Origin of the sequence: Rhizorhabdus argentea, from assembly GCF_037861105.1 — a bacterium.
GTDB lineage: Bacteria > Pseudomonadota > Alphaproteobacteria > Sphingomonadales > Sphingomonadaceae > Rhizorhabdus > Rhizorhabdus argentea.
Genome location: NZ_JBANFK010000005.1, coordinates 181,836 through 208,215, shown reverse-complemented (window position 1 = coordinate 208,215; position 26,380 = coordinate 181,836). Strand labels below are relative to the sequence as shown.

Genomic DNA, 26,380 nt, shown 5'->3' with positions numbered 1-26,380 from the left:
TGTTCCACGTCATCTGACCAGCGATTTCACCGCTGACATCTCCGGTCGATATTTTCAGCTAAGAGCGCCCGATCGATGATTCGGGTGGGAGTGGCGTTTTGCGGGTAAGGGCATGGTCGGATGCGGGGGTGGCGCGCCTTTTGCTGGCGGGCATGACGCTGTGCGGCGAAGCCGCCTTGGCCCAGAATGCCGAGCCCCCGGCCCGCGCCGAGCAGGCGCCGCAGGACGACGGGCAGGACTATGATGAATCGGAGACGATCGTCGTAACCGGCCGGCGGCAGCCCGGCGCGGTGATCGGCGATATCGCGCCGGAGCAGCAGTTGAACAGCGGCGATGTACGCGCCCTCGGGGTGAGTTCGGTCGCCGAGCTGCTCCAGGAACTGGCGCCGCAGACGCGCAGCGATCGCGGCCGCGGCGGTGAGCAGCCGGTCACCCTGCTCAACGGCCGCCGCATATCGGGCTTTGCCGAGATTCGCGACATCCCTGCCGAGGCGATCGAGCGGGTGGATATCCTCCCCGAGGAGGTCGCGCTCAAATATGGTTACAGCGCCGACCAGCGCGTGGTGAACATCGTGCTGCGCCGCCGTTTCCGCGCTATCACCGGAGAGATTGAGGGGGCCACCACCACCCAGGGTGGCGGCAACAGCGGCCAGGTCGAACTCAACCTGCTCCACATCCGCCGCGACCAGCGGCTCAACCTCAACCTGGAATATCAGGCGAGCGCTGCGATCAGCGAGGACGACCGCCACCTGATCTCGCGCAGTGGTGGCCAGCTGTTCGACACCGTGGGCAACATCGTCGGCATTCCCTCGGGCGCCCAGATCGATCCGGCGCTGAGCGCGCTTGCCGGCGCGCCGGTGACCGTCGCCGGCGTTCCTGCCAGTGCCGCCAACGGGGCGCCCTCGCTCGGCGATTTCGTGGCCACGGCCAATCGCGCCAATGTCACCGACATCGGCCGCTATCGGACGATCCGCCCGGAGACGAAGACGCTCAGCCTCAATTCCGTCTATGCGCGCAACATCTTCGGCACTGTCGCCGCGACCATCAACGCGACGCTGGACGTGACCGACAGCGATTCGCTGCGCGGCCTGCCGGGCGCCAGCCTGACCTTGCCCGCCGGCAATCCTTATTCGCCATTCGGTTCGGACGTGACCCTGCGGCGTTATCTGGGCGCTAGCCCGCTCACCCAGCAGGTCGACGGCACCAGCGGCCATCTCGGGTTCACGCTCGACAAGGACGTCGCCAAATGGCGAATGTCGCTGACCGGCAATTACGATCATGACGTGACGCGCACCCGCACGACTCGAGGGATCAATGTCTCCGATCTGCAGGCCGGTCTGGATGCGGGGAACACGTCGCTCAATCCTTTCGGCGTCGACGGGCGCTTTGTCGATCGCGCCCGCGCGAAATCGGACAGCGGCAATGTCCAGCTGGTCGCGAGCGGCCCGCTGGCCAGCCTGCCGGCCGGGCCGGTCAACGCCAGCTTCAAGGCCGGCGCAAGCGCGCTGGGCCTCGATGCGACATCGGTGCGCTCCGGCATAGCCGCGTCGAGCGACCTGTCGCGTACCGATCTCAACGGCCGGGTCAGCTTCGACCTGCCGGTCGCCAGCCGCCGGGAGGGCGTGCTCGCCGCGATCGGCGACCTGTCGCTCAACGTGAACGCCGCCTTCGACCGCTATTCGGACTTCGGCACGCTGGGCAGCTGGGGCTATGGCGCCAACTGGACGCCGCGCGATGGGATCGCGCTGATCTATTCGATGAGCGAGGACCGCAACCCGCCGAGCGTCCAGCAGCTCGGCAATCCCGTGGTGCTGACGCCCGATGTCCGCACATTCGACTATGTTCGCGGCACCACCGTCGACATAGCCCAGCTTGGCGGCGGCAACCCCCTGCTGGATGCGGATCGGCGCCGGGTGATGAAGATCGGCGCCACGCTCAAGCCGTTCAAGGCCGATCTCACCCTCACCGCCAACTATGTGAACAGCCGCATCCGCAACGCCATCGCGGGCTTCCCCGAACCCACCGCCGCGATCGAGGCCGCCTTCCCCGAACGCTTCACCCGCGATGCCGATGGCGATCTGCTTCGCATCGACGCCCGCCCGATCAACTTCGCGCGGCAGGATCGCAGCGAGCTGCGCTGGGGCCTGACCTTCAGCCAGCGTCTCAAGACCGCGCAGACGTTGATCGACGCGATGCGCAACAGTCCGCGCGCCAAGCGGATGATGGAGCAGCGCGCGGCCGCCGCCGCCGCACGCGGCGAAGCGCGGCCCGCCGGCGACGCACCGCGTGATGGCGGACGCTGGCGCGGCGGTGGCGGCGGCTTCGGCGGGCGCGGCGGCGGGCAGGGCGGGCGTCTCGCGCTATCGGTCTTCCACACCTGGCACTTCAAGGACGAGGTGCTGATCCGTCGCGGGCTGCCGGTGCTCGATCTGCTCAACGGCGACACGATCGGCTCGGGCGGCGGCACCGCACGGCACGAGCTCGAGGTGCAGGCCACCTATTCGAACAACGGCCTCGGCGCGCGGCTGACCGCCAACTGGCAGAGCGGAACTACGGTCACTGGAGCGGCCGGGCTGCCGACGGGTAACCTGCGCTTCTCGCCGCGCGCATCGGTCAATGCGCGGCTGTTCGTCAATCTCGCGCAGATCCCGTCGCTGATCGAACAGGGCTGGGCGCAGGGCGCCCGGATATCGCTGCGCATCGACAATCTGTTCGATTCGCACCTGAAGGTGCGCGACGCGACGGGAGCGACGCCGCTCCGCTACCAGCCCGGCTATCTCGATCCGGCCGGGCGGACGATCCGGTTGCAGTTCCGGAAGCTGTTCTTCTGATGGATCAGCGCGCCGGCTGCACCATCGCCCGGCATTCCCCGAAACCGATGGGGACATAGCCGTCGGCGCGCGCCGTCGCGGTCAGGATTACCTCGTCGCCATCGGCGAGGAAGCCGCGCTCTTCGCCATTCGGCAGCAGCACCGGCTGGGTGCCGCCGCGCGAAAGCTCCAGCAGGCTGCCGAAACCGTCTTCGCTGGGCCCCGAGAGCGTGCCGGTGCCGAGCAGGTCGCCCGGATTGAGGTTGCAGCCGTTCGACGCGTGGTGGGTGACCAGCTGCGCGACCGTCCAGTACATGTTCGACGCCGGGCCGTGGCTCAGCCGGTGTGGCGACAGCCCGGCGTCGCGCATCTTCGCGGTGAGCAGGCTTGCCTCCAGATCGATGGCCAGCGCGCCATGGGCCTGATCGGCGTCGTCCCACAGATAGGCGAGTGGCATGGGATCGCCGTCGGGTCGCGGTGGCTGGGCGATGCGGAACGGTGCCAGCGACTCCGCGGTGATGACCCAGGGCGACACCGTCGAGTGGAAATTCTTCGCCAGGAACGGACCAAGCGGCTGGGACTCCCACGCCTGGAATTCGCGCGCAGACCAGTCGTTCAACAGGCAGAAGCCGGCGATATGATCCGCCGCGTCGGCAATCGGTATCGGATCGCCCAGGTGATTGCCCCGGCCGACCCACACCCCCAGCTCCAGTTCGTAATCGAGCCGTGCGGTCGGTCCGAATACCGGGCTGTCGGCATTGGGCGGCTTGCGCTGGCCGCGCGGCCGCACCACCGGCACGCCCGAAGGCCGGATCGAAGAGGCGCGGCCATGATAGCCGATCGGTACATATTTATAGTTGGGCAGCAGCGGATTGTCGGGCCGGAACTGCCGGCCGACATTGTTGGCGTGATGGATGCCCGCGTAAAAATCGGTGTAATCGCCGATCGCGGCCGGCAGGTGCATCGTCACCGCGCTCTGGTCGTACAGGTGGGGGGCGATGGCAGCACGATGGCCGTCGTCGGACAACAGGCTCGAGAGCTTGCGGCGCAACGCCACCCGCCGCTCCGGCGCAAGCGCGAACAGTGCGTTGAGCGTGCCCCCGGTCACTTCCACCGGCAGCAGCCAGGTGATCGCCGCCAGATCGAGCAGCTTGTCGCCGATCGCGACGGCGGGCCTTGGAGGTCGGCCGTCGACGGAGAAGATGCCATAAGGCAGGTTCTGGACCGGAAAATCGGCGTGTCCGTCGGCGCCGGGCACCCAGCTGGTCAGCGCCGGATCATGAGTTTCGTCGATCACGATCATCGCGGCAGCTCCGCCTTGGCGAAACCCGTCCAGACATCGTCATAGTCGAGCTGCATCAGCGGCGTTTCGAGCGCGAAGCGGGTCGGGCGCAACACCGCGCGGCTTTCGAACATGAAGGCCATCACGCCCTCGATCTTGCGGGGCTGGAGATCGGCGGTGAGGGCTTCTTCGTAGCTCGCCCTGTCCGGGCCGTGGCCTGACATCCGGTTGTGCAGCGATCCGCCGCCCGGCGCGAATCCGCTGGCCTTGGCGTCGTAGCTGCCTTCGATCAGGCCCATATATTCGCTCATTATATTGCGGTGGAACCAGGGCGGCCGGAAGCTGTCCTCGGCCACGGTCCAGCGTGGCGGAAAGATCACGAAATCGCAATTCGCGGTGCCGGCCGTGTCGCTCGGTGAGGTCAGCACCGTGAAGATCGACGGATCGACATGGTCGAAGCTGACCGTGTTGATCGTGTTGAAGCGGCGCAGGTCGTAACGGCATGGGGCGAGGTTGCCGTGCCAGGCGACGACGTCGAAGGGCGAGTGATCGAGCATTGTCGTCCACAGCGATCCCTCGAACTTCTGGACCAGTTCGACCGGCTCGTCGACATCCTCGTACCACGCCGACGGCGTCTCGAAATCGCGCGGATTGGCGAGACCGTTCGAACCGATGGGTCCCAGCTCCGGAAGGCGGAAGGGCTCCCCGCGGTTCTCGCAGACATAGCCGCGCGCCGCGCCATCGGTCAGCTCGACCCGAAAGCGCACGCCGCGCGGAATAAGGGCGATCTGGAGCGGCTCGATCTCGATCAGCCCCATTTCGGTGACGATGCGTAGCCGGCCCTGCTGCGGCACGATCAGAAGTTCGCCATCGGCGTTGAAAAAGGCGCGATGTTTCATCGACAGGGTCGCGGCGTAGAGATGCACGCCCATGCCGGCATTGCCCGCGATGCTGGCGAGCCCGTCGATGAAGTCGGTGGGCTCGGCCGGCAGTGGAAGCGGATCCCATCGCAGCCGATTGGGGGTGGGGGGCGCCTCGTCGAACGGGGCGGAGCGCAGCAGACTCCACCGGGTGTAGGGCTTGAACGGAGGATGGTTGGCGGCAGGGCGCAGCCGGTAGAGCCAGCTGCGCCGATTCTCGCTACGCGGCGCGGTGAAGGCAGTGCCGGAAAGCTGCTCCGCATAAAGGCCGAAGGGCACATGCTGTGGCGAATTCCGCCCGATCGGCAGGGCGCCGGGAACCGCCTCGGTCGCAACATGATTGGCGAAGCCGGGAAAATACGCCTCGACCATTCACCCCTCCGCTCGACGGGAGGGGCTTGCCCAGCGCTTATGGCCGATCACGCCTTCACCACGCCGCGGCGGATCTGGTCGGCTTCGATCGATTCGAACAACGCCTTGAAATTGCCCTCGCCGAAACCCTCATTGCCCTCGCGCTGGATGATTTCGAAGAATATCGGGCCGACCATGTTCTCGGTAAAGATCTGCAACAACAGGCCGCCGCCGGTTTCGGGAGCGCCATCGATCAGGATGCCGCGCTTGCGCATCTCGCCGACATCATGGCCGTGGCCGGGCAGGCGCTTGTCTATGCCGTCGAAATAGCTGTCGGGGCTGACCTGGAAACGGATGCCATTGGCGCGCAGGGCATCCACGGTGGCGAAGATGTCGTCGGTCGCCAGTGCCAGGTGCTGGATGCCCTCGCCCCGATATTCGCGCAGGAATTCCTCGATCTGGCTGTTCTCGTCCTGGCTTTCGTTCAGCGGTATGCGGATCTTGTCGTCGGGCCCGGTCATCGCCCGGCTCACCAGCGCCGTCGCCTTGCCCTCGATGTCGAAATAGCGGATTTCGCGGAAGTTGAAGACGCGTTCGTAGAACCGCGCCCAATGATCCATCCGCCCGCGATGGACATTATGGGTCAGGTGATCGAGCGTGTGGAGGCCGACCGAGCGGTCATCCTTCTTTGCACCCGGCACTGGCCGGAAATCGATATCGTAGATCTCCTGCGCGCCATAGCGGTCGATCAGATAGAGGTTGGAGCCGCCGATGCCCTCGATCGCGGGGATGTTGAGCTCCATCGGGCCGACCGGGCCCTGCACGGCCTTTGCCCCGCGTTTGACGGCTTTTTCCAGAGCCTTGGCGGCATCGTGGACGCGGAACGCCATCGCGTTGGCGGACGGTCCGTGCGCGGCGCGGAAGTCCGCAGCCTGGCCGGTCGCGTCCATGTTGAGGATGAAGTTGATGTCGCCCTGATTGTAGCGGCGGACATTCTTCGAGCGGTGATCGCCGAGGTGCGTGAAGCCCATCGCCTCGAACAGGGCTGCCAACGCCTTTGGATCGGGACCGGTGAACTCGACGAATTCAAACCCGTCGAGGCCAAGAGGATTATGGTGGGGCTCGAGATGCGAATCGGTCATGGCCGCCTCTCCATTGTAACATATGAAACGATTATCCGGTTTGCGGTGAGTCGTGTCAAATGTTACCAACGCGCATGGCTCCGAAACGTCTTATCCTCGATCATTTCATCCCCTATAGGCTGTCGGTCACCTCCAATGTCGTCAGCGATGTCATCGCCAGCGCCTATGAGGCACTGTTCGGCCTGACCATTCCCGAATGGCGCGTGATCGCGGTGGTCGCCGAGAATGACGGCATCACCCAGCAGGGCATCTGCACGGCGACGCGGATGGACAAGGTGACGGTCAGCCGGGCGGCCATCGCGCTGGTCGATCGTGGCCTGATCGCGCGGGCGCCCAATCGTGCCGACCGCCGCTCACGGCTGCTCGCGCTCACCAATGCGGGGCAGGCGCTCTATGCGGAGGTCGCGCCCAAGGCGCTGGAATATGAGCAGCGGATCTTTGCCAGCTTCTTGCCCGAGGAAATAGATCGCTTCATGGCCATGCTGCACGCGATCGAGATGCGCGCGCTGGAGGTCGGCCACCCGTAGAGTGATTTCAAGTGGGGTGGACTCACCTGACGGCCCGGAAATCACGCCGACAAAGGGAAAGCTGTATCAAGTCCAGACATGCTTCCGCACCGCAGCGGGGAGGATTCGGAGATCTATGCCCTGACGCGCGCCCCGGCATGCGCTTCGATCAGGGCGTCGGTGGTCGCGGTCATGGCCGCACAGGGGCCCTGGCTGCCGAAAATGTGGTGGGCCGCCATGCCGCCCTCGATGATCAGCACAAGGCCATCGGCGAGTTCGTCGGGACTGGCGATGTCCATGCGTCGGGTGACCTCCGCCACCGTAGCCCGCATCTCCGCCTTGCAGTGCTCGAGCACGGCGCGGCCCGGATGACCGGGCTCGGGAATCTCGACAGCGGTATTGCTCATCGCGCAACCCCGAAAATCGGGTGCGGCGATCCGGCCGGCGAAGTAATGCACTATCGCCCGCAACTGATCCCGCGGGTCGTCTCCGGCCTGCTCCACCGCGGCGTGGAGAGCCGCCCGACTTTCGCGGCCGCTCTCTTCGAGGCAGGCGGCGACCAGTTCGTCCTTCGAAGCGAATGCGCGATACAGGCTCGGCTTGGTCACGCCCGCCTTGCACACGATTTCGTCTACCCCGACCGCCCGAATGCCGCGATGATAGAAGAGGTCGCGCGCCGCCTCGAATACGCGGATAGCGGCGGTCTTCTTGGATCCCGTCTCGTCGCTATCGCAAGTCAGACTGTTCTTGGGTGCAGGCACAGGCAATCCCATCCTCATTTCCGGTGGATATGTAACAGATCGGTACGGCCGATTCAACCTGTGTTTCCGGGCCGCCTGAATTTATGTCGTGCGACGATGCGGCCAGGCGAGCGCGGCATCGACCTACCGAACAGGTTCACTCTTTCCGCCTGCGGCAGTTATCCGAGCACGGGATCGATCTTGGCGTGCAGTTCGGCATATTCGTCGGCGGCCACGCTGTCCGCGACGATCCCGCCGCCCGCCCGCGCGATCAGGCGAGACGGCGTCGCGGCGATCGACCGGATCACGATCGAACTGTCTAACGTTCCGTCGTTCGAAAGCGCGAACAGAACTCCGAAAAACGGGCCGCGTGGCGATTCCTCGACCGCGTCTATGATCTCCACAGCCCGGCGCTTCGGTGCGCCCGTGATCGATCCGCCGGGAAAGGTTGCCGCCAGCAGGTCGATCGCATCCTTTCCGGTGCGCAACCGCGCATGGATAGCCGAGACGAGGTGCCAGACGGATGCGAAGCCTTCGAGTTCGGCGATCTGCGAGACGGTAACGCTGCCTTCCTCGGCGACGATCGAGAGGTCGTTGCGCAGCAAGTCGCAGATCATCAGATTCTCGGCGCGGTCCTTGGCCGATTCCGCGAGGCGCTCGCCGTTGCGGCGATCCTGTTCGGGATCGCTGGACCGCGGGGCGGTTCCCTTGATCGGCCGCGTCTCGACCCGGCCGGCGGGATCGCAGCGCACGAAACGTTCGGGCGAGGCGCTGAGCAGGCTGCTGCCGCCGCCGAGGTCGAGATAGGCGGAGAAGGGCGCCGGGGTGCGCGCGCGCAGGGCGAAATAGGCAGCGGCGGGCGAGAAGCCGGGCGGGCGCGGGGCCGCGAAGCGCGTGCTGATATTGGCCTGATAAATGTCGCCTGCGCGCAGATAGCCGAGCACCGCCTCGATCATCTTCGCGTGGCGCTCCGGGCTCGTCTCCTCGGCCCATGCCGGGACCGGGTGGCGTGCAGGCAGCGGCTCCGCGATGTCGAGCAGCCGGGCGAGGCGCTCCTCCGCACGCGTTGCGCCGCGCGGCCGGGCGAAGCCCCACGCACGCTGGGTGCCATGATCGAAGCCGAGCACCAGATCGTAGCGCCGCACGACAAGCGCGGGCAGTTCTGGGTCGGTGGCATGGCGGCTCCGCACCCCCAGCGCGCTGGGGCCGAGATCATAGGATAGCAGTCCGATCAGGCCACCGCTGAAGGGGAGCGGCGTCGGTGATGCTGTCGGCACATGCAGCCGCCGCAACGCCCGGAGCGCCTCGTCCATCGATGCGGTGCCGAGCCGTATCTCCTCGGCCGGATCGATGGCGATGTAGGAGGTTGTCGAGCGCGGATCGCCGATGGCGGCGCTGTCGAGGAAGGCGATGCCGGGTAGGCCGGACAGCCGCATGAACATCTCGGCAGGCTCGATCCAGGCCAGCTCGCGGACCAGCAGCTCGTCCGCCTTCATTTCGAGCGCGCCTTGATCCACAAGTGTCGCGCCAGCATCAGTGGCGGCATCCGCATCCAGTGCGAGCGCATGTAGAAGCCCAGCCGGTTGAGCGGCCGGATCGGCCGTCCCCAGCCGTCGCGGGCAAGCAGCCTGCGGACGAACAGGCCGTCGCGCATCCGGTCGTAGCCGGCGAGACGCGGCTCGACCGGCGTAGCGAAGATGCGGTCGGCAAGCCGCAGCGCCAGGCCGAGGGGCTCGCGCATCTCATGGAGCGTGGCACGGCGGTCCAGTATGTCCCAGAAATCGGCACTTGTCGCGAACAGCCGCAGCAGCCGGTCTATGTCCCACAGGTTGCGCAGGCCGCCGGCGAGGTCCCCGTCGGCAAGCAGGTGCGCGACCCCATGGATGATCATGTCGGCGGGGTTCAGAATGCGCAGCGACGGCGCGATCTCCATGCTGGCCTCGATCAGGGCGGCGGCGTCCGGCGTGCGCCGGGCGGTCGGTGGAAGGATGGTGTGATGAACGTCGATCATGCTGCCGCGTTCGCGATGCACCAGCGGCGGCAGCTCGTGCATCCAGCGCCGGTAATAGAGCTGGGTATAGTCGTCGTCCTTGACCCATTCGAAGCCGGCTCCGAGCAGCGCCGCTTCGGCATCGTCGATCCTGTCGCGGGGGACGAGGATGTCGAGATCGCCGACCAGCCGCCCTACTCCGGCGGGCAGCCTGGCGAAGGCGAAGGCGCTGCCCTTGAGCAGGATCGGCGCAATGCCGATCGGCGCCAGAGCGCGCCGCGCCATTTCCACCTCCCACAGCGCCTGGGTCTGGCCGAACTCGGCCTGGGCACGCGCATCTTCCAGCGCCCGGAGCACGACCTGTGGCAGCGGCAGGTCGGCCAGCCGGAAGGCGAGGCTGCCGTCGAGCCGTTCGGCCCTCGCGATAGCGAGCAGGCTCGTCCAGTCATCGGGCGAAAAGGACAGCACCGATACGGGATCAGCCAACGCCGTCGCCAGCGGACGCGCATCCTTCATAGCCCCGCCTCGGCGCAGAACTGCTCGACGATGGCGATGCCGGTATCGCTGTCCGGATAGGCGAAGCGCGCGGACGGCACGCTTTGGGCGAGACGGAGCAACCCCTCGAAGCCGGGTTGGCCGAGCGCGACATAGTTGGTCGAGCCCTCGGTAAGGCGCATGAACAGTTCCGACCGGCTGACGCCGTCGCTCGCCGCCTCGAAGCCGAACGACGGGAACAGGATCAGCGCGGGCACAGCCGGCTCGTCCATTCGCGATATCGCTTCGGCATTGGGGCGCAGGTGGCGCAGCTCGCCCTTTGGGGTGGCGCTCAGATGCGGCCCGAAACGGCTGGGGTCGGCGATCCGACCGGCCATTTCGGCGATCGCGCTGTTCTTCAGGCTGATCGCGCGCGGGAAGGGCAGCGCCATGCCGCTCGCCAGGTCGATCATCACGAACTCGTCGGCCATCAACCGCCAGCCCGCCTCGCCGAGCAGCGCCGCCAGCGTCGATTTGCCCGAGCCGGACTCGCCCGGCATGATCAGGGCCTTGCCGCCGCGCTCGACTGCCGAGGCGTGGAGCAGCAGGTGGCGGCGTTCGCCCAGCGCGACCTGCATGTTCATCGCCATCTCGGCGGCGAGCAGCGCATGGCGCAGCGCCATCGGCACCGTGTCCGGCAGGCTGTGATCGCCTTCGATGGCGACCTGCGGGCGGATCCAGCGCCGCCATGGCGCCGGCGGGCCGATCCGCGCCGTCACTGTGGCAATGCCGTCCTCGGGCGCGGGGTAGCCTGCGTAGAGCCGGCGCAGCGCCGCGATCGGCGCCAGCCACGGCGACCCGACCCGATAGGAAAAGGTGCCGACGCGAAGTTTGATCTCGTGCATCAGGCAGCCTGCACAAGGCCGCTGGCGACCAGCTCCCGCAGCCGCGCAGCGACGACCGCAAGCGCCTCGTCGTCTTGCGCCAGGTCGAGTTGCTCGCACAGACGGCGGCATAGATCCGTTATATCGGACGGGGCTTCCGCCAGCAGCGCGAGCATCTCGGGCACGGGACTGGCCAGGAAGTGCGTTGTCCCCGAAGGACGGTGGAAGACGAGCAGCATCCCGTCGATCGCATGCGTCCGGCAATGACGAGGGAAATCGCTTCGGTAGAGCGCTTCTGTCACCGTTCAGCCACGCCTGTAAGCCTATTGACGGCCGGGGCTCTGCAGCGAGGCATAGCAGGTATAGCCCTGTTTTCCGATGCTCAGCTTCTGGATGTACGCGTTATAGGCGTCGGTTTGGGCCCCGCTGTAGCCGGGATAGTTGGTGCCGTATTTCAGCGAGTTCTTGACGTCCTCGCCGGCGAGCGGAGAGTTCGGTCCGCCAAAGGCTCCTTTGGTGTTCTTCTTTACCAGCGAGCCGTCCGCGGCGATCCACTTGTCGGCGTTTGCGCTGTCGGGCACCGGCACCGAACAGGTCAGCGCCGAGCTTGCGGCCTGGGCGATGCCGGGGCGGATCGTCACCACCGCGGCGGTGCCGAGCGCACCGATCCGCAGCATCGCACGACGTGTCTGGGTCTGGTCTGCGCGGTCCGCGCCGCCTTCCGGCTGTTCGTCCTCTTCACGCATAATCACCCCCACACGCCCCAGGCGCGCTCGTCTTACCGCCAATCCCGACTATCTCCAACCGTCATTCCCGCGGAGGTGGGAATCCATGGACGGCGGGACATTCTGTCAAAAAACGTTCCGTTTCCGTGGATCCCCGCTTTCGCGAGGATGACGATGAAGGAGCGCCTTGCTTGCGAACATAGCCCAACCAAGTCTAACCGATTGGTCAAGCTCACACATCGGCAGCACCTGCTCGTGCCGGCGAGCAACAGCTTACATGTCCGACAGATTTCACATTTCGGTTATAAAGGGGTCTGATGAAGCATGAACCCTTGCAGCCTCTCGGGAAGGGCGCCGCGATGACTGGCCGCATCGCGGACGGGCCGATCCTGCGCAGCGTCATCGCGCTTCTCGTCGTCGCAGGCGTGGCGCTTGCGCTGTCTGCGCCCCCGTTCGCAGCGGTCGTGGCCGGCCTCTGCGCGGCGGGCTTCGCCTGGCGCCCGCGCAGTTCGGGGGCCGCGTCGACCCCGCTGCCGCCGGCTCCGCCCGTCGACATGGCGGATCGCACCGAGGAGTTGATCGACGCCGTCGACGATGTCCTGCTGATCCTCGACCGCCAGCGGATCACCCATGCCAATGCCGCCGCCCGCCGGCTGTTCGGCGCGGAAAAGGTCGAAGGCGATTTCCGTCTGGCGCTCCGCCATCCTGTCGCCGCCGAGCTGGTCGCGGCCGATCGCGAAACCGACGCTCCGGTTGAAATCGCAGGACTTGGCGAGCCCGACCGGCGCTGGGCGATGACGGTGCGCCGGCTTGCCGGGGGCAACAGGCTGGTGACCCTGCGCGACCGCACCGATAGTTGGATTGCCGAACGCATGCGGGTCGATTTCGTCGCCAATGCCAGCCATGAACTCCGCACCCCGCTCGCGACCATCCTGGGCTTCATCGAAACGCTTGGCGAAGGCGGCGGCGCGGAAGATCCGGCGATCCGCGCGCGCTTCCTCGGGATCATGCTCGGCGAGGCGAAGCGGATGCAGCAGCTGGTCGACGACCTGATCTCGCTCTCGCGGATCGAGGCGGATCGCTTTGCAATCCCGCAGAACACGCTGGCGCTGGGGCCGGTGATCGAGGAAGTCGTGGGGGTGATATGCTCGGGCCTGCGCGGCGAAGCCGACCGGAATCGCATCGAGTTGCTGGTCCAGCCGACGCCGCCAGTCCGGGCCGATCGTGTCCAGATCGGCCAGCTGCTCCACAATCTGATCGGCAATGCCATGAAATATGGCCGGCCGGGCACGCCGATCCGGGTGTCGCTCAAGCCGGTCGGCGAGAAGGTCCGCCTGCGCGTCGTCGATGAGGGAGAGGGCGTCGCGCCGGAGCATCTGCCGCGGCTCACCGAACGCTTCTACCGCGTTGATCCGGGGCGCAGCCGCGCGGTGGGCGGTACCGGGCTGGGCCTTGCGATCGTCAAGCATATCGCCGAGCGTCATCGTGCGACCCTCGACATCGCATCGCGGGTCGGCGAGGGCACCGCGGTCACCGTCACATTTCCGATGGCTGCGCCGGATATGATGTCATCATAGTGCAACAACCGGCCCCCATAGGCGGCGTCAAAGCGGCGCCGGCCTCCGGCGCCCAAGGAAAGTGAAATCATGGCCACGGGACATACGGTAAAGGCGTTCGACGAGGATCTGGGACAGCTCCGCGCGCTGATATCGGAAATGGGCGGCAGGGCGGAGGCGGCGATCACCGGCTCGCTGGAAGCGCTGGTCAACCGCGACCTTGAATCCGCCGCGCTGATCGTCGAGGGCGATCGCAAGATAGACGAGCTTGAGGCCGAGATCGAACGCCGGGTGGTCCGCCTGATCGCGCTGCGCGCGCCGATGGCCGATGATCTCCGCGAGGTGCTCGCGGCGCTGAAGATAGCGGGCGTGGTCGAGCGCATGGGCGATTATGCGAAGAACATCGCCAAGCGCGCCCCGCTGCTGCAGGATGCGCGCGGCATGGAGGCGATGTCGGTGCTCCCGGAGATGGGCAAGGTCGCAACGGAAATGGTGCGTAACGTCCTCGACGCCTTCGTGTTGCGCGATGCGGACGCCGCGGTGGCGGTTTCCGCGCGCGATCGGGCGGTCGACGACTTCTACAACAGCCTGTTCCGCACGCTGCTGACCCACATGATGGAAAATCCGCACAACATCACCGCGTCGACCCACCTCCTGTTCATCGCCAAGAACATCGAGCGGATCGGCGATCATGCGACCAACGTCGCCGAGATGGTCTATTATGCGGCGACCGGCCAGCAGATGGTCGAACGCGCGAAGGGCGAAGACCCCCTCGCCGGAGACGCCTGATGGCGCGTGCGCGGGTCCTCCTGGTCGAGGACGATGCCGCGCTAGCCGAGCTGGTCAGCTGGCATCTTGAGCGGGAGGACTTTGAAGTCGAACGTACCGGCGACGGCGACGAGGCGATCCTGCTCGCGCGCGAGACGCCGCCCGATCTCGTCCTGCTCGACTGGATGATCGAGGGCGTGTCGGGCATCGAGGTATGCCGCCGGCTGCGCCGGATGCCGGACACGGCCAATGTGCCGATCATCATGCTCACCGCGCGCGGCGAGGAAGAGGATCGGGTGCGCGGGCTGGAAACCGGCGCCGACGATTATGTCACCAAGCCGTTCAGTCCACGCGAACTGCTCGCCAGGGTCGCCGCGGTGCTGCGCCGGGTACGCCCGGGGCTGGCCGGCGAACGGCTGGCCTATGCCGATATCGAGATGGATACCGCCAGCCACCGCGTGCGCCGCGGCGGCAGCCCGATCATGCTCGGACCGACCGAGTTCCGCCTGCTCAAGCATTTCCTCGAACATCCCGGCCGGGTCTTCTCGCGCGAGCGGCTGCTCGATTCGGTGTGGGGCCGCGACAGCGATATCGAGCCGCGCACCGTCGACGTCCATATCCGCCGGCTCCGCAAGGCGATCAATCTCGCCGACGCCCCCGACGTGATCCGCACTGTCCGCTCCGCCGGCTACGCGCTGGACAGCGAAGGCGTCGTCTAAAAACCCTCTCCCACTTGGGGAGAGGGAGGGTGAGCGCACGCGATTTCCTCTCCCCGCCGCCGCCGACCTATTCCATGCCATCGCTCACCCTCCCCCTTTGCCAAAGGGGAGACGGGTAAGTGTATTGTGAAAATAATACAGCTCTGCTATCACGTCCCCGGAACATCAGGAGAGACCCGTGTATAGCGAGAGCGATATCGATGGCGCCGTCCAGGCGGGGGCCCTCAGCGCAGAAGCGGCCGCATCCTTTCGCAGCCATGTCGCCGCCCTGCGCGCCATACCGGCGGCGGATGAGGAAAGCTTTCGGCTGCTCACCGGATTTAACGACATCTTCGTGTCGATCGCGGCGGTGCTGATGCTCGTCGCGATGGGCTGGCTCGGCAACATGGTCCGCCTGCTTGCTCCCGAATATGGCCCGTCGCCGTTCAGCGGCTTCGCGGTTGCCGCGGCCGCCTGGGGTCTCGCCGAATATTTCACCCGCGAGCGGCGCATGGCGCTGCCCAGCATCATCCTGCTGCTCGCCTTCGCCGGCGGCCTGTTCGGCGGCTGCGCCATTCTGTTCGGCGGTCCGTCCGGTTCGCAGCCGCACGACGAGCGCGCGATGGCGCTGGTCATGGCCGGCGCCGCGGCGCTGACGGCGGGCGGGGTGTGGCTTCATTGGCGCCGTTTCCAGGTGCCGATCACCGTGGCTGCCGGTGCGGCGACGCTAGCCGGGCTGGTGCTGGCATTGGCCGTCGCGGCGGTTCCGGGTCTTGGCGAGCATGTCCTCAAGCTGATGCTGCTGGCGGGGTTCGCGGTGTTCGCGCTTGCGATGTGGTGGGACATGAGCGACCGGACGCGAACCACCCGCCGCTCGGACGTAGCCTTCTGGCTGCACCTGCTGGCCGCGCCGATGCTGGTCCATCCGATCTTCGCGATGATGGGCATGCTCGAGGGCAGCGCCGCGCCCGCCCAGGCGGCGATCGTCGTCCTGCTCTACATCGGCCTAGGTTTCGTGGCGCTGGCGATCGACCGGCGCGCGCTGATGGTGTCGGCGCTCGTCTATGTCCTCTACGCGCTGTCGAGCCTGATCGAGCAGAGCGGCGTGGTCGACCTCTCCTTCGGCCTGACCGCGCTGATCATCGGCTCCGCGCTGCTGCTGCTCTCCGCCTTCTGGACCAGCGCCCGCCGCTTCGTGGTGGGCCTGCTGCCGGATGATATGGCGCTGCGGCTCCCGATCACCGATCGGCGCGTCACGGCTTGATTCATATCGTCATACTGAACTTGTTTCAGCATCCACTCCGCACCAGGGGAGCGTTCCAAGGGGAAGAGTGGATCTTGCAACAAGTTCAGGATGACGCCGGCGCTCGATAAGCCACCCGCGCGCTATGCCAGCTACTCGCTCACCAGCTTCATCAGCCGCCGCTCGACCGGCGCCAGCACCGGCCCGAGTTCCGGCCCGCGCTTGAGGACTGCGCCGCCTTCGCCGATCAGTGCCCACATGCCCTGGCGGTGGCGCAGGGCGGGGCGTTTCTCGATGCGGTATTCGGGCCGCTCGGCGGTGCGGCGAAAGGCTGCGAAGGAGGCGGCGTCGCGCCCGAGGTCGATCGCATAGTCACGCCACAGGCCGGCCGATACCATGCGGCCGTAAAGATCGAGGATGCGCGAAAGTTCGATCCGATCGAAGCCGATCTGCAGCGGCTTCCCCGGAAAAGGAGATACCGTGCCCATCAGGCGCGTTCACGGTCCTCTGCGATCTTGGCTTCTGTTATCTTCTCTCGCGCCGCATCGCGCTCGTCGATCAGCATGGCGATGCGACCGCGCAAGGTCTCTAGCTCGCAGCGCAATATCTCGAGCTGCTGGGTCTGCGGATCGAAGCGTTCGCTGCAGGGCGTGCCATAGGGCACGAAGCCGCGCTGATATTCGCGAGCATCGACCAGCATCGGCTTGGCGGGAATGCCGACCACGACCTGGCCTTCCGCAACGTCGCGGGTGACGACGGCGTTGGCGCCGACCCGCGCGCGCGGACCGATCGTGATCGGGCCGAGGATCGCAGCGCCCAGGCTGACGATAGCGCCGTCGCCGATGGTCGGGTGGCGCTTGCCGCCTTCGCCGCTGGTCGGGTTGGTGCCACCCAGCGTTGCGCCCTGGTAGATGGTGACGTCGTCACCGACCACCGCGGTCTCGCCGATCACGACGAAACCATGGTCGATGAAGAAGTTGCGCCCGATCTGCGCGCCAGGATGGATGTCGATCGCGGTGATCATCCGCGAGAAATGATTCACCAGCCTGGCGAGGAAATAGAGGTCGGCCTGGAACAGCCAGTGCGCAATTCGATGCAAGCCCAGCGCCAGGACGCCCGGATACAGCAAAATCTCCCAGCGCGATCGCGGCGCGGGATCCCGCGCTTTGATCGAATCGAGATAGGAAATCAGTCCGTCGAACATCGGCCTTCCTTCAGGGACCACGCAGCGCGAACGGCCAATATAGGCCGACCGTTCCGCGCTGGAAAGATGTTCCTGAGCGGTACGGGATAAGCTGGACTTGTGTGGCAGTGAAAATCCTCCCGTAAAGAGGGAGGATCCCAGCAGATCAGACCGCGGTTGCGTGCACCGTCGCGGCGGCCTTGATCACTGCACCGACGCGCGCGGCGGTCTGGATCACCTCGCTGGCGACCTCGTGCTGGCGCAGCACCTTCTCATGGCTGTCGATGCACATTCCGCAGCCGTTCATTGCCGAGACGGCGAGGCTGAACAGCTCGAAGTCGACCTTTTCGATACCCGGCGATCCGATCACGTTCATCCTGAGCTTTGCCGGCAGCTGCCCATATTCCTTGTTCGAGGCGAGATGGACGAAGCGATAATAGACATTGTTCATCGCCATGACGGCGGCCGATGCGCGGGCGGCATTCGCCGCTTCCGGGGTCAGCTTGCCGGCCACCTCGGCCTCGGCGGCGTCGACGATCGGCTTGTAGCCGCTGCCATGGGCGCAGGCGAGCAGCAGTCCATATTTGCGCTGATCGCTTAGCGTCTGGTCGCTGAGCAGCGAGCCGACGTTGAGCCGGATATCCTTGGCATAGTCCGGCAGTGCGTCGGCAAATTCCTTGAGGGACATGGGGGGCTCCTGTTGGGAAGACTCGAACAAAAAGGGCGCGGAGGTCCGTCGGGAATCCTCCGCGCCCGTCGGCCGCGCCGAGCGGGGGGCTTCGGCGCGGCGGGCTACCTGAAAAGGGGATCAGGCAGCAGGCTTGAGGACCTCTTCACCGGCGTGCCAGTTGCACGGGCAAAGCTCGTCGGTCTGCAGCGCATCGAGCACGCGGATCGCTTCGGCGGGGTTGCGGCCCTGGTTGAGGCCGTTGACCGTGACGTGCTGGATCACATTGTGCGGATCGACGATGTAGGTCGCGCGATAGGCGACACCGGCCTCGGCATCGACGATGCCAAGTGCATTCGCCAGCTTCTTCTGGTTGTCGGCGATCCAAGGGAAGTCGCACTTCGCCAGGCGCTCGTCCGACTTGCGCCACGCGAAGTGCACGAAATCGGTGTCGGTCGAGGCGCCGATCAGCACCGCGTCGCGATCCGCGAAATCCCTCTGCAGTTCGCCATAGCCGATGATCTCGGTCGGGCAGATGAATGTGAAGTCCTTCGGCCAGAAGAAAACGACCTTCCACTTGCCACCGGTGTCACCGGTGTCGATCGTTTCACCTGCGGGAAGCGCGGAAGTGCCCTGCTGGACCGGAAGAACCAGGGCGGGAAACTTGTCACCAACGGTAAGGGCCACTGTGTATCTCCTAGGGCTTTGGTTTGGAGCAGCTGTGATGGCAGGGTGGACCTAAGCAATCAAATTGATTATTCCGCCAGGAATGATCGAGTGAGGCGATGAATGGCCACCTATCTTCCGACTCTCAAGCAACTCCAATATCTGGTCGCCCTGCGTGACCACGGCCATTTCGGTCGTGCCGCCGAAGCCTGCTTCGTCACCCAGTCGACGCTGTCCGCCGGACTGCGCGAACTGGAGTCGCTGATCGGCATCACCCTGGTCGAGCGCACCCGCCGCGTCGTGCGGTTCACGCCGCTCGGGCTGCGCATTGCCGACAAGGCGCAGCGCGTGCTCCGGGAGGCGGAGGAATTGGGCGATCTTGCCCGCTCGGCCGGCAAGCCGCTGTCGGGCGATCTGCGCATGGGCGTGATCCCGACAATCGCGCCGTTCCTGCTGCCGCGGATCCTGCCCCGGCTGCGGGCGGCCTGGCCAGACCTGAAGCTGTACCTTCGCGAAGAAACCACCAGCGCCGCGTGCGACTCGCTCCATCGTGGCCATGTCGACTGCGTGCTGCTGGCGCTGCCCTACCACTGCGGCGACATCGAGTCGGTCGACCTGTTCCTCGACCGGCTGTTCATCGCCTTTCGCGACGGAGAGATTCCGGGCGGTGCGCATAGCATCAGCGCCGATGCGATCGATGAAAGCAGGCTGCTGCTGCTCGAGGATGGTCATTGTCTGAAGGATCATGTCCTTTCCGCATGTAACCGGCCCGAGCTGCGCGCGGAGGCGGCTATGCTCGGCACGTCGCTGCACACACTGGTGCAAATGGTCGATAACGGCCTGGGGGTGACGCTGCTGCCGGCGATGGCGCTCGATGCCGGCATCCTCGACAACACCCATGTCGTCGCCAAGGCGCTCGATGCCGAACATCCCTCGCGCCGCATCGCGCTCGCATGGCGCAGGGGCTCCCCGCGCGACAAGGAGTTCAACCTGCTGGCCGACGCCCTGCGGGCGGCGGAGTGATCCCTCCCCCTTCCACATGCGCGGATGCCCGCATCCCGGCTCTGTCATCGCCCGTTCATCGGACGGATGGACAAGCGGCCCGGTAGGTTGCGTTTGCGTATCAGCTGGTCGGCAGGGTGATCATCCGGCCCGAATAGACGACAGGCCCCGTCGGCAGCCCGGTCGGCGATCCGCCGCGGGGCTCGACCGATACCGCAATCGTCATGTCCTGCTTGAGGTCGAGCGCCATCCGGTCGAGCGCGGTGGCGCCCTCGTCGTGCATCAGCCCGATCGACTTGGGTGCCGCCTTGCCGGCGATCACCCATAATTCGAGGCTGTGGCCCGGCCGAGGCGAGACGTTGACCGGGGTGATCCGCATCTTCTTGCTAGTCTGGTCGTAGGTGACCAGCAGCGCTGGAGCACCGCCGGTTTCGCTGAGCGCTGCGACCGACTGGAACAGCGGCGGCTGCGCTGGCTGGAACGCAGTCGTAGGCGCGCCCAGCCGTGGTCGCAGCGCCAGGCCCGAACTCAGCACCGCGAGCAGCGCAGCGGCGGCGGTTGCCGCCTGCCAGCGGCGCAGCGGGCGATTGTCGTTGGCGGGGCGAGCGCCGATGTCGATACGGTCGATCAGCCCGGCCGGAGCCTCGACCTCCGGCACCGCGAGCAGCAGCGGCGACAGCCGCTCCTGCCAACGGGCGACAGAAGCTGCGGCGTCGCGATCGGTCAGCAGGCGGCGCTGAAAAGCCCGCCGCTCCGCCTCGTCCAGCGTGCCGAGCACATATTCGCCGGCGAGCATGTCGATGTCGTCAGCCATCCAGGCAGCCCTTCAGCCGCGCAAGGCCACGGTGCAGCCAACTCTTGATCGTACCCGTGGGATGACCGAGACGTTCGGCCAGTTCCTCGCGGCTTTCGCCGTTCAGATAGGCCGCCAGGATCAGCGCCCGCTGTTCGGGATCGAGCCGGTCCAGGCAGGCGCGCAGCGCCGCCCTGTCCTCGGCCGAGACGCCACCGGCGGGATCGCTCATCGCGTCGAAGTCGAAATCCTCGTCGCGGATGCGGCCGCGCGGGTGCTCGCGGCGCCTCAGGTCGATCGCCACGTTGCGCGCGATCGTCGCCGCCCAGGTTATCGGACTGCCGCGCCGGGCATCGTAACCCGCGGCATTCCGCCAGATCTTCGCATAGGCATCCTGCATCGCGTCTTCAGCCACCGACCTTTCGGGCAAGATACGCAGCACAACTCCAAAAAGTTTTGCCGAAGTCCGCTCGTAGAAACGCGTGAAGGCGGCGCGATCGCCGTCGGCGATGGCGAGCAGCAGATCGGGCAACTCCTGTGCGCTCATCCCTGGCTCATCCAACGCGCGGCAGCGTCGTCGTCCGACGCCCGCGCCTCGACCCAGCGGCTCGTCCCGTCCGCGAAATATTCCTTCTTCCAGAATGGCGCCCGGGTTTTCAGCCAGTCGATCAGGAAGGCGGTCGCCTCGAGCGCGGCGGCGCGATGCGGTGATGCGGCGGCGACGAGCACGATGCGCTCGCCGGGCAGTAGCCGGCCGTGGCGATGGATCGCGGTGACGCCGAGCAGCGGCCATCGCGCCGCGGCGTCCTCGGCGATGCGGGTCATCATGGCGAGGGTTACGCCGGGATGATGTTCGAGTTCGAGCGCCGTCAGCCCGCCTCCGCCGCGCACGATGCCGGTGAAGCTCGCCACGCCGCCCCCGCCGAGCGCCTCGAGCCGCGAGAGTTCGGCGCCGACGTCGATCTGGACGGTGTCGACCAGGATCCGCATCGTGGCGCTCATCCTCCGGTCACCGGCGGGAACAGGGCGATCTCGCGCGCGCCGGCGATAGGAGTCTCCGGATCGGCGAAGGCATCGCCGATTGCAGCCCGGACCAGGCCGCGGTCGGCGAACGCCTCGGCATAGCCGTCGCCACGCGTGGCGAGCCATGCCACCAAGTCGCCGAGCGTGACCACCTCATCCGGAGGCGTCACGGTTTCGGCGCTGCGGCCGATCGCTTCCCGGATGCGCGCGAAGTAGAGGATCTCGATCGCCATGTCCCTAGCCTAGTCCATGTGCTTGATGCCGACGCGAAGATAATCCCAGCCGGTGATCAGCGTGAGCGCCGCCGCGGCCCACAGGCTGAACAGCCCGAGCTGCTCGATCCATCCCCATTCGGGTACCGCATTGCCGAGGATGATCGCGCCGAGCGAGACGAGCTGGAGGGTCGTCTTCCACTTGGCGAGCTTGCTGACCGGCACCGACACCTGGATCCCGGCGAGGAATTCGCGCAGGCCCGACACGGCGATTTCGCGGAGCAGGATGACCAGTGCGGCGATCGCCGCAAAGCCGGAGACATCCCGCGTCAGCACCAGCATCAGGATGACCGCGGCCACCATGATCTTGTCGGCGATCGGATCGAGGAAAATGCCGAGCTTCGAGACGGCCCCCTGCGCTCGCGCCAGATAGCCATCGAAATAGTCGGTGATGGCCATCAGCGCGTAGAGGCCGAACGCCAGCCCATATTCGAACTCTCGCGGGTCCGGCCACAGCAGGAAGACGAGGATAGGCACCGCCAGGATGCGCGAAAGCGTGAGGATGTTCGGCAGCGTCAGCATCTGTAGGATGCTCTAGCGTGGATGAACGCGAGAGATAAGCCCCCGCCTGCGAGCGGCGGCTGCGCGGCGCGGACGCATATCCTGACAAGGCAGGCGCAGTCTGCCGTCGTCGCAGAACGGACGCGCGCCGGCGTTATCGGCTTGGACCTCGCCGCTGCTATCGGCTATGGGAGCGCCCGAATGATGCCGGCAACGACACATAAGGCGCAAAATTCCCACATGACTCCGTCTTTCCGGCTTCTCGCCAAGCGCCGGTTCTTGCCGTTGTTCGCCACCCAATTCCTGGGCGCGTTCAACGATAACCTGTTCCGAACCGCGATGATCATGCTGGTGATTTATCGTATCTATAATGATCCGGCGCAGGAGGCCGCATTTTCTGCGGTGGCCGGCGGGTTGTTCATCCTGCCGTTCTTCCTTTTTTCGGCGCTCTCCGGGCAACTCGCCGATTGCCACGACAAGGCGCAGATCATCCGCCTCGTGAAGACCGCGGAGATCGTCATCATGATCGCCGGCGCGGCCGGCCTCATCCTTGAAAATATCCCGTTGATGCTGCTTGCGCTGCTGTCGATGGGTGCGCACTCGACCTTCTTCGGCCCGATCAAATATGCGATCCTGCCGCAGCACCTCGAGGATGATCAGGTGCTGCCCGGCACCGGCCTGGTCGAGGCGGGCACCTATATCGCGATCCTTGCCGGCACCATCGTGGGCGGCATCATCCCCTCCGAGCAGGCGGCAATGGGCGTGCTGGTGGTCGCCTGCATCGGCTGGCTCACCGCCCGGCAGGTGCCGCCGGCGCCGCCGATGATTCAGGATGCAGGGGTCGATTTCCACATCATTCGATCGTCGATAAAGCTGGTGTCGGACACGATGCACGTCCGGCGGCTGTTCCTCGCCATCTGCGCGATCAGCTTCTTCTGGGCGCAGGGCACGGTGCTCGCGGCGCAGTTCCCGCCGCTTGTGAAGAACGTGCTCGGCGCGAACCAGGACGTGGCGACGCTGTTCCTCGCGATCTTCTCGGTCGGCGTTGCGATCGGCTCGATCGCGGTCAATCGGATCCTGGGCGGCACCGTGTCGGCCCGTTGTTCGCCGGCCTCGGCGCTGGTGATGGGAGCATTTGTCTGCGATCTGTGGTGGACCGCGCATTATTGGCCGGTGCCGCAGGGTCCGCTGCTCGGTTTCCAGGCATTCATCGCCGTGCCCAATGGCGGACGGGTGATGATCGACCTGCTCGGCGTCGCGATCGCCGGCGGCATGTTCGTGGTGCCGCTTTACGCCTTTCTCACCACGACGGTCGCCAAGGCCCAGACCGCGCGAACGGTCGCTGCGAACAACATCGTCAATTCCGGCGCGATGGTGGCGTCGACGCTGATCCTGGCCGGGATGGTGCATATGGGCGTGTCGGTCGCCGAGACACTGCTGATCGTAGCGGTGGGAAGCCTCGGCGCCGCCTGGCTGGCCTGGCTGCTGCACAAGGCTTGCGACTGACAACCTGTCGGTCACGGACGGGATATATCTGTCAGGGCACCAGTGCGCTGAACGCGATGATACCAAGCACATAAGCCAGCAGGAACAGCCGCAGATCGTAGCGCCATCGCTCGCTCGTGGGGTCGAATCGCATCGGTCGAGAATGCAGGAGGGCGACGCGGCTGTGAAGCCGCGCCGCCCTCTGCGGTTGCGTTGCCGTCCCGCGCCGGGACAGCAGGGCTTCAGCCGCTGACCGCCATCGGCTCACGAATCTCTGCCGAGGGCGCCGGCTCGTTTCGCGAGCGGAACCTGGTGATGTTGTCGCGGGCCTGGTCGATGCGCTCGTGCGCCATCGTCGACAGATCATCCGCAGCTTTTTTCAGCCGTTCGCCGCCGCTCGATGCAACGTCGCGGAGCCGGTCGCGATTCATGAAGATCGCCACGCCGGCGCCAACCAGGCCGGCGAGCACGCCGACGGCGATCGACAGGCTGGTCCTGTCGGTCGGCACCTTCTTCACAGCGCGGCTCGCGCGGGTGCGCACCGACCGCACAGCCGTCTTGGCCTCGTTGGCGAGCGACTGGGTGCGGGCGGCCGAGCTGGCGCCATCGGTGCGACGCTTCCTCGGAGCAGCCTTGGCGGCAGTCGAACGCGACCGGGTAGAGGGATTTCTGGAAGCCATGATCGTCTCTCCTGTGGAATTGCGCCAAAAACGCCAGGGTACCGGGCGAGTTCCGTTTGACGGTAGCTTCGGCGATGAAACGGCCTCTGGCGTGGGCCGGCGCTCTATTGTATCTGCTTTGTTCCATGGTTCGACCCGAACAGGCGCTGGCACCCGGCGGTCCGGCCGAAGGCGGCCGCAAGATAATCCATATCGACATGGATGCCTTCTACGCGTCGGTCGAGCAGCGCGACGATCCCGCGCTGCGCGGGAAGCCGGTTGCGGTGGGCGGCACCCGCGAACGTGGCGTGGTTGCGGCGGCGAGCTACGAAGCGCGCCGGTTTGGGGTGCGCTCGGCGATGGCCTCGGCCGTGGCGCGGCGGCAGTGCCCGGACCTGATCTTCGTACGGCCGCGCTTCGATGTGTACCGCGAAGTGTCGCGGCAGATCCATGAGATCTTCGCCGACTATACCGACCTGATCGAGCCGCTCTCGCTCGACGAGGCCTATCTCGATGTGACCGAGAACCACCAGGGCATCGCGACCGCTACCGATGTCGCGCGTGCGATACGGGCGCGGATCAAGGAGGAGACCGGGCTGACCGCGTCGGCCGGCGTCTCGTACAACAAGTTCATCGCCAAGCTGGCATCGGACCATAACAAGCCGGACGGGTTGTGCGTGGTTCGCCCGGAACAGGGGCTCGCCTTTATCGCCCGCTTGCCGGTGTCGCGCTTTCATGGCGTCGGACCGGTCACCGCGACCCGCATGGAGAAGCTCGGCATCCATTCCGGCGCCGACCTGCGCCGCTGCAGCCGCGAGTTCCTGTCGCAGCAATTCGGCAAGTCGGGCGATTATTTTTACCTCGCCGCCCGCGCGATCGACCACCGCCCGGTGCGTCCGGATCGGGTGCGCAAATCTATCGGATCGGAAAATACCTTCTTCACCGACCTGTACGCGCATGACGATCTCGCGGCGGCGCTGGCGCAATCTGCGGAGACGGTGGCGCGTCACGCGGAGCGCACCGGCAAGGCAGGTCGCACCGTGTCGATCAAGCTGCGCTATGCCGATTTTCGCACTTTGACGCGGGCCCGCACGCTACCGGCGCCGATCGCCGACGCAACCCGGATCGGCGAGGTGGCTCTCGCGCTGCTCGCGTCCCTGGAGCCGGTCGAGCAGGGCGTGCGCCTGCTCGGGGTCACCCTGTCGAGCCTCGGCGAGGGCGAAGAGGAACTGGTCGTAACCGCCGAGCAACTGGCGCTCGCGCTGGAATAGCCCTGCACGGCAGCCGCAACCATGATCCCTGTCGGCATGCGGGCGCGGAGCATCCCTTCAACGCGGCTTCGGCGTTCCGCAGGCGGCCTTCGCTACACCATCTCGGTGCCGGTGTCCGCACGAAGCTGGATTCGGCGGAGGGCTGCTCAGGCGACCTCTGGCTGCGCGTTGAAATCGACCATGATTTCCCCCGAAATCCGTTCCAGTGCTTCGCGAACGGCGTCGGTCGATATGTTCGAGGGGATCAGCAGGCGGGCCTTGGCGCGGAACAGGGGCGCGCCCGACCAGGCGCTGTCCTCGATCGCCGTTGCGAAATCCTCGATGTTGACATCCAGGCCGGCAAGAACCGTGGTCACTTCGCGGACGATGCCCGGACGGTCCTGACCGACGATCTCGATCGCCAGCGGCTCGCCGGGACGCTGGGTTGCGCCCGACGAGGCGATGATGTCGACCTTAAGGCCCACTGCATCGATCCCGCGCGCGGCCGCTTCCAGTTCGCCGAGCCGCGCCTGCGGCAGCTCCACGAGCACCGATCCTACATATTTGCCGCCCAGCCGCGACAAGTGGCTCTCGAGCCAGTTGCCGCCTGCGGCATAGACGGCGTCGGCGATCGCGCGGGTCAGGCCGGGCCGATCGCTGCCCACGACCGTCAGGATTACCGATTGGTTCATGCGATCTCTCCCAGCTAGGCTGCGCGATGGTGCGCGGTTTCGGTGGCAATCGCAATCGTTGCGCGCAACGGGACGATCGCTTCGGCCTGTTGATTGAC

The 26,380-nt window shown here is 66.3% G+C and carries 29 protein-coding genes; 9 read left to right on the top strand and 20 right to left on the bottom strand.

What is annotated here, in order from left to right:
• The first annotated feature begins 128 nt into the window (after positions 1 to 128).
• The gene (locus AAC645_RS07005) at positions 129 to 2,831 is read left to right on the top strand and encodes a TonB-dependent receptor (protein WP_340314837.1); all 2,703 of its coding nucleotides are present in this window, start codon (positions 129 to 131) and stop codon (positions 2,829 to 2,831) included.
• Between the two features lie 4 nt (positions 2,832 to 2,835).
• Here the strand turns inward: AAC645_RS07005 and fahA are convergent, their stop codons facing one another.
• Genes fahA through hppD form a run of 3 tightly spaced genes read right to left on the bottom strand, consistent with a single transcriptional unit; the run spans position 2,836 to position 6,505 of the window.
• Complete coding sequence (gene fahA / locus AAC645_RS07000) at positions 2,836 to 4,113, bottom strand: fumarylacetoacetase (RefSeq protein WP_340314836.1); 1,278 nt, start codon at positions 4,111 to 4,113, stop codon at positions 2,836 to 2,838.
• Positions 4,110 to 5,384 carry a homogentisate 1,2-dioxygenase gene (hmgA, locus tag AAC645_RS06995; protein ID WP_340314835.1) on the bottom strand — a complete coding sequence of 425 codons (1,275 nt, stop codon included), beginning with the start codon at positions 5,382 to 5,384 and terminating at the stop codon, positions 4,110 to 4,112. The genes fahA and hmgA overlap by 4 nt, the downstream gene beginning before the upstream one ends.
• A 47-nt stretch (positions 5,385 to 5,431) precedes the next feature.
• Entirely contained in the window at positions 5,432 to 6,505 is a 1,074-nt protein-coding gene (gene hppD / locus AAC645_RS06990; RefSeq protein WP_340314834.1) for a 4-hydroxyphenylpyruvate dioxygenase, read from the bottom strand.
• A gap of 74 nt (positions 6,506 to 6,579) precedes the next feature.
• Here hppD and AAC645_RS06985 point away from each other — a divergent pair, with 74 nt between their 5' ends.
• Positions 6,580 to 7,032 carry a MarR family winged helix-turn-helix transcriptional regulator gene (locus AAC645_RS06985; RefSeq protein ID WP_340314833.1) on the top strand — a complete coding sequence of 151 codons (453 nt, stop codon included), beginning with the start codon at positions 6,580 to 6,582 and terminating at the stop codon, positions 7,030 to 7,032.
• A gap of 113 nt (positions 7,033 to 7,145) precedes the next feature.
• On the opposite strand, the gene AAC645_RS06980 is transcribed toward AAC645_RS06985, so the two are convergent.
• From AAC645_RS06980 to AAC645_RS06955, 6 genes are all read right to left on the bottom strand, one after another.
• Positions 7,146 to 7,784, bottom strand: coding sequence for a TetR/AcrR family transcriptional regulator (locus AAC645_RS06980; protein WP_340314832.1), 639 nt, complete (start codon positions 7,782 to 7,784; stop codon positions 7,146 to 7,148).
• A gap of 146 nt (positions 7,785 to 7,930) precedes the next feature.
• The gene (locus AAC645_RS06975; protein WP_340314831.1) at positions 7,931 to 9,247 is read right to left on the bottom strand and encodes an anthranilate synthase component I family protein; all 1,317 of its coding nucleotides are present in this window, start codon (positions 9,245 to 9,247) and stop codon (positions 7,931 to 7,933) included.
• Positions 9,244 to 10,257 carry a nucleotidyltransferase domain-containing protein gene (locus AAC645_RS06970; RefSeq protein WP_340314830.1) on the bottom strand — a complete coding sequence of 338 codons (1,014 nt, stop codon included), beginning with the start codon at positions 10,255 to 10,257 and terminating at the stop codon, positions 9,244 to 9,246. Before AAC645_RS06970 ends, AAC645_RS06975 begins: the two co-directional genes overlap by 4 nt.
• Positions 10,254 to 11,123: an HprK-related kinase A gene (locus AAC645_RS06965; protein WP_422785805.1), complete on the bottom strand. Its 870-nt coding sequence runs from the start codon at positions 11,121 to 11,123 to the stop codon at positions 10,254 to 10,256. The genes AAC645_RS06970 and AAC645_RS06965 overlap by 4 nt, the downstream gene beginning before the upstream one ends.
• Entirely contained in the window at positions 11,120 to 11,401 is a 282-nt protein-coding gene (locus AAC645_RS06960; RefSeq protein ID WP_340314828.1) for an HPr-rel-A system PqqD family peptide chaperone, read from the bottom strand. The genes AAC645_RS06965 and AAC645_RS06960 overlap by 4 nt, the downstream gene beginning before the upstream one ends.
• A gap of 21 nt (positions 11,402 to 11,422) precedes the next feature.
• A complete protein-coding gene (locus AAC645_RS06955) occupies positions 11,423 to 11,845 on the bottom strand; it encodes a hypothetical protein (protein ID WP_340314827.1) in 423 nt (140 codons plus the stop codon).
• A gap of 338 nt (positions 11,846 to 12,183) precedes the next feature.
• Here AAC645_RS06955 and AAC645_RS06950 point away from each other — a divergent pair, with 338 nt between their 5' ends.
• The 4 genes from AAC645_RS06950 (at position 12,184) to AAC645_RS06935 (ending at position 16,110) form a co-directional block, all read left to right on the top strand.
• Positions 12,184 to 13,401, top strand: coding sequence for an ATP-binding protein (locus AAC645_RS06950; RefSeq protein ID WP_340314826.1), 1,218 nt, complete (start codon positions 12,184 to 12,186; stop codon positions 13,399 to 13,401).
• Between the two features lie 69 nt (positions 13,402 to 13,470).
• Positions 13,471 to 14,169: a phosphate signaling complex protein PhoU gene (gene phoU, locus AAC645_RS06945; RefSeq protein ID WP_340314825.1), complete on the top strand. Its 699-nt coding sequence runs from the start codon at positions 13,471 to 13,473 to the stop codon at positions 14,167 to 14,169.
• Entirely contained in the window at positions 14,169 to 14,867 is a 699-nt protein-coding gene (gene phoB / locus AAC645_RS06940) for a phosphate regulon transcriptional regulator PhoB (protein ID WP_340314824.1), read from the top strand. Before phoU ends, phoB begins: the two co-directional genes overlap by 1 nt.
• Positions 14,868 to 15,045: 178 nt before the next feature.
• A complete protein-coding gene (locus AAC645_RS06935) occupies positions 15,046 to 16,110 on the top strand; it encodes a hypothetical protein (RefSeq protein WP_340314823.1) in 1,065 nt (354 codons plus the stop codon).
• Positions 16,111 to 16,241: 131 nt separating this feature from the next.
• On the opposite strand, the gene AAC645_RS06930 is transcribed toward AAC645_RS06935, so the two are convergent.
• The 4 genes from AAC645_RS06930 to AAC645_RS06915 all read right to left on the bottom strand — a co-directional run bounded on the left by AAC645_RS06930 (position 16,242) and on the right by AAC645_RS06915 (position 18,626).
• The gene (locus AAC645_RS06930) at positions 16,242 to 16,577 is read right to left on the bottom strand and encodes a DUF2794 domain-containing protein (protein WP_340314822.1); all 336 of its coding nucleotides are present in this window, start codon (positions 16,575 to 16,577) and stop codon (positions 16,242 to 16,244) included.
• Positions 16,577 to 17,293: a serine O-acetyltransferase EpsC gene (gene epsC / locus AAC645_RS06925; protein WP_340314821.1), complete on the bottom strand. Its 717-nt coding sequence runs from the start codon at positions 17,291 to 17,293 to the stop codon at positions 16,577 to 16,579. Before epsC ends, AAC645_RS06930 begins: the two co-directional genes overlap by 1 nt.
• Before the next feature lie 145 nt (positions 17,294 to 17,438).
• The gene (locus AAC645_RS06920) at positions 17,439 to 17,960 is read right to left on the bottom strand and encodes a carboxymuconolactone decarboxylase family protein (protein ID WP_340314819.1); all 522 of its coding nucleotides are present in this window, start codon (positions 17,958 to 17,960) and stop codon (positions 17,439 to 17,441) included.
• A gap of 120 nt (positions 17,961 to 18,080) precedes the next feature.
• On the bottom strand, positions 18,081 to 18,626 hold the full coding sequence (locus AAC645_RS06915) for a peroxiredoxin (protein ID WP_340314818.1): 546 nt from the start codon (positions 18,624 to 18,626) through the stop codon (positions 18,081 to 18,083).
• 102 nt (positions 18,627 to 18,728) lie between these two features.
• Here AAC645_RS06915 and AAC645_RS06910 point away from each other — a divergent pair, with 102 nt between their 5' ends.
• Positions 18,729 to 19,628 carry a LysR substrate-binding domain-containing protein gene (locus tag AAC645_RS06910; protein ID WP_340314817.1) on the top strand — a complete coding sequence of 300 codons (900 nt, stop codon included), beginning with the start codon at positions 18,729 to 18,731 and terminating at the stop codon, positions 19,626 to 19,628.
• A 100-nt stretch (positions 19,629 to 19,728) separates the two neighbouring features.
• On the opposite strand, the gene AAC645_RS06905 is transcribed toward AAC645_RS06910, so the two are convergent.
• From AAC645_RS06905 to pgsA, 5 genes are read right to left on the bottom strand one after another with little or no spacing between them, the layout of a single operon-like run.
• On the bottom strand, positions 19,729 to 20,421 hold the full coding sequence (locus AAC645_RS06905) for an anti-sigma factor (RefSeq protein ID WP_340314816.1): 693 nt from the start codon (positions 20,419 to 20,421) through the stop codon (positions 19,729 to 19,731).
• A complete protein-coding gene (locus tag AAC645_RS06900) occupies positions 20,414 to 20,947 on the bottom strand; it encodes a sigma-70 family RNA polymerase sigma factor (RefSeq protein ID WP_340314815.1) in 534 nt (177 codons plus the stop codon). Before AAC645_RS06900 ends, AAC645_RS06905 begins: the two co-directional genes overlap by 8 nt.
• Complete coding sequence (locus tag AAC645_RS06895) at positions 20,944 to 21,402, bottom strand: molybdenum cofactor biosynthesis protein MoaE (protein ID WP_340314814.1); 459 nt, start codon at positions 21,400 to 21,402, stop codon at positions 20,944 to 20,946. Before AAC645_RS06895 ends, AAC645_RS06900 begins: the two co-directional genes overlap by 4 nt.
• Positions 21,399 to 21,656 (bottom strand): molybdopterin converting factor subunit 1, encoded by a 258-nt coding sequence (gene moaD / locus AAC645_RS06890; protein WP_340314812.1) that lies wholly within the window; start codon positions 21,654 to 21,656, stop codon positions 21,399 to 21,401. Before moaD ends, AAC645_RS06895 begins: the two co-directional genes overlap by 4 nt.
• A 9-nt stretch (positions 21,657 to 21,665) precedes the next feature.
• Entirely contained in the window at positions 21,666 to 22,217 is a 552-nt protein-coding gene (pgsA, locus tag AAC645_RS06885; protein WP_340314810.1) for a CDP-diacylglycerol--glycerol-3-phosphate 3-phosphatidyltransferase, read from the bottom strand.
• Between the two features lie 219 nt (positions 22,218 to 22,436).
• Between pgsA and AAC645_RS06880 the strand changes: the two genes are divergently transcribed.
• Complete coding sequence (locus tag AAC645_RS06880) at positions 22,437 to 23,702, top strand: MFS transporter (protein WP_340314808.1); 1,266 nt, start codon at positions 22,437 to 22,439, stop codon at positions 23,700 to 23,702.
• A gap of 221 nt (positions 23,703 to 23,923) precedes the next feature.
• Here the strand turns inward: AAC645_RS06880 and AAC645_RS06875 are convergent, their stop codons facing one another.
• Positions 23,924 to 24,361, bottom strand: coding sequence for a hypothetical protein (locus AAC645_RS06875; protein ID WP_340314807.1), 438 nt, complete (start codon positions 24,359 to 24,361; stop codon positions 23,924 to 23,926).
• A gap of 125 nt (positions 24,362 to 24,486) precedes the next feature.
• Here AAC645_RS06875 and dinB point away from each other — a divergent pair, with 125 nt between their 5' ends.
• Positions 24,487 to 25,611 (top strand): DNA polymerase IV, encoded by a 1,125-nt coding sequence (gene dinB / locus AAC645_RS06870; RefSeq protein ID WP_340314806.1) that lies wholly within the window; start codon positions 24,487 to 24,489, stop codon positions 25,609 to 25,611.
• Between the two features lie 146 nt (positions 25,612 to 25,757).
• Here the strand turns inward: dinB and AAC645_RS06865 are convergent, their stop codons facing one another.
• A complete protein-coding gene (locus AAC645_RS06865; protein ID WP_340314805.1) occupies positions 25,758 to 26,282 on the bottom strand; it encodes a glycine cleavage system transcriptional repressor in 525 nt (174 codons plus the stop codon).
• Positions 26,283 to 26,380 lie beyond the last annotated feature (98 nt).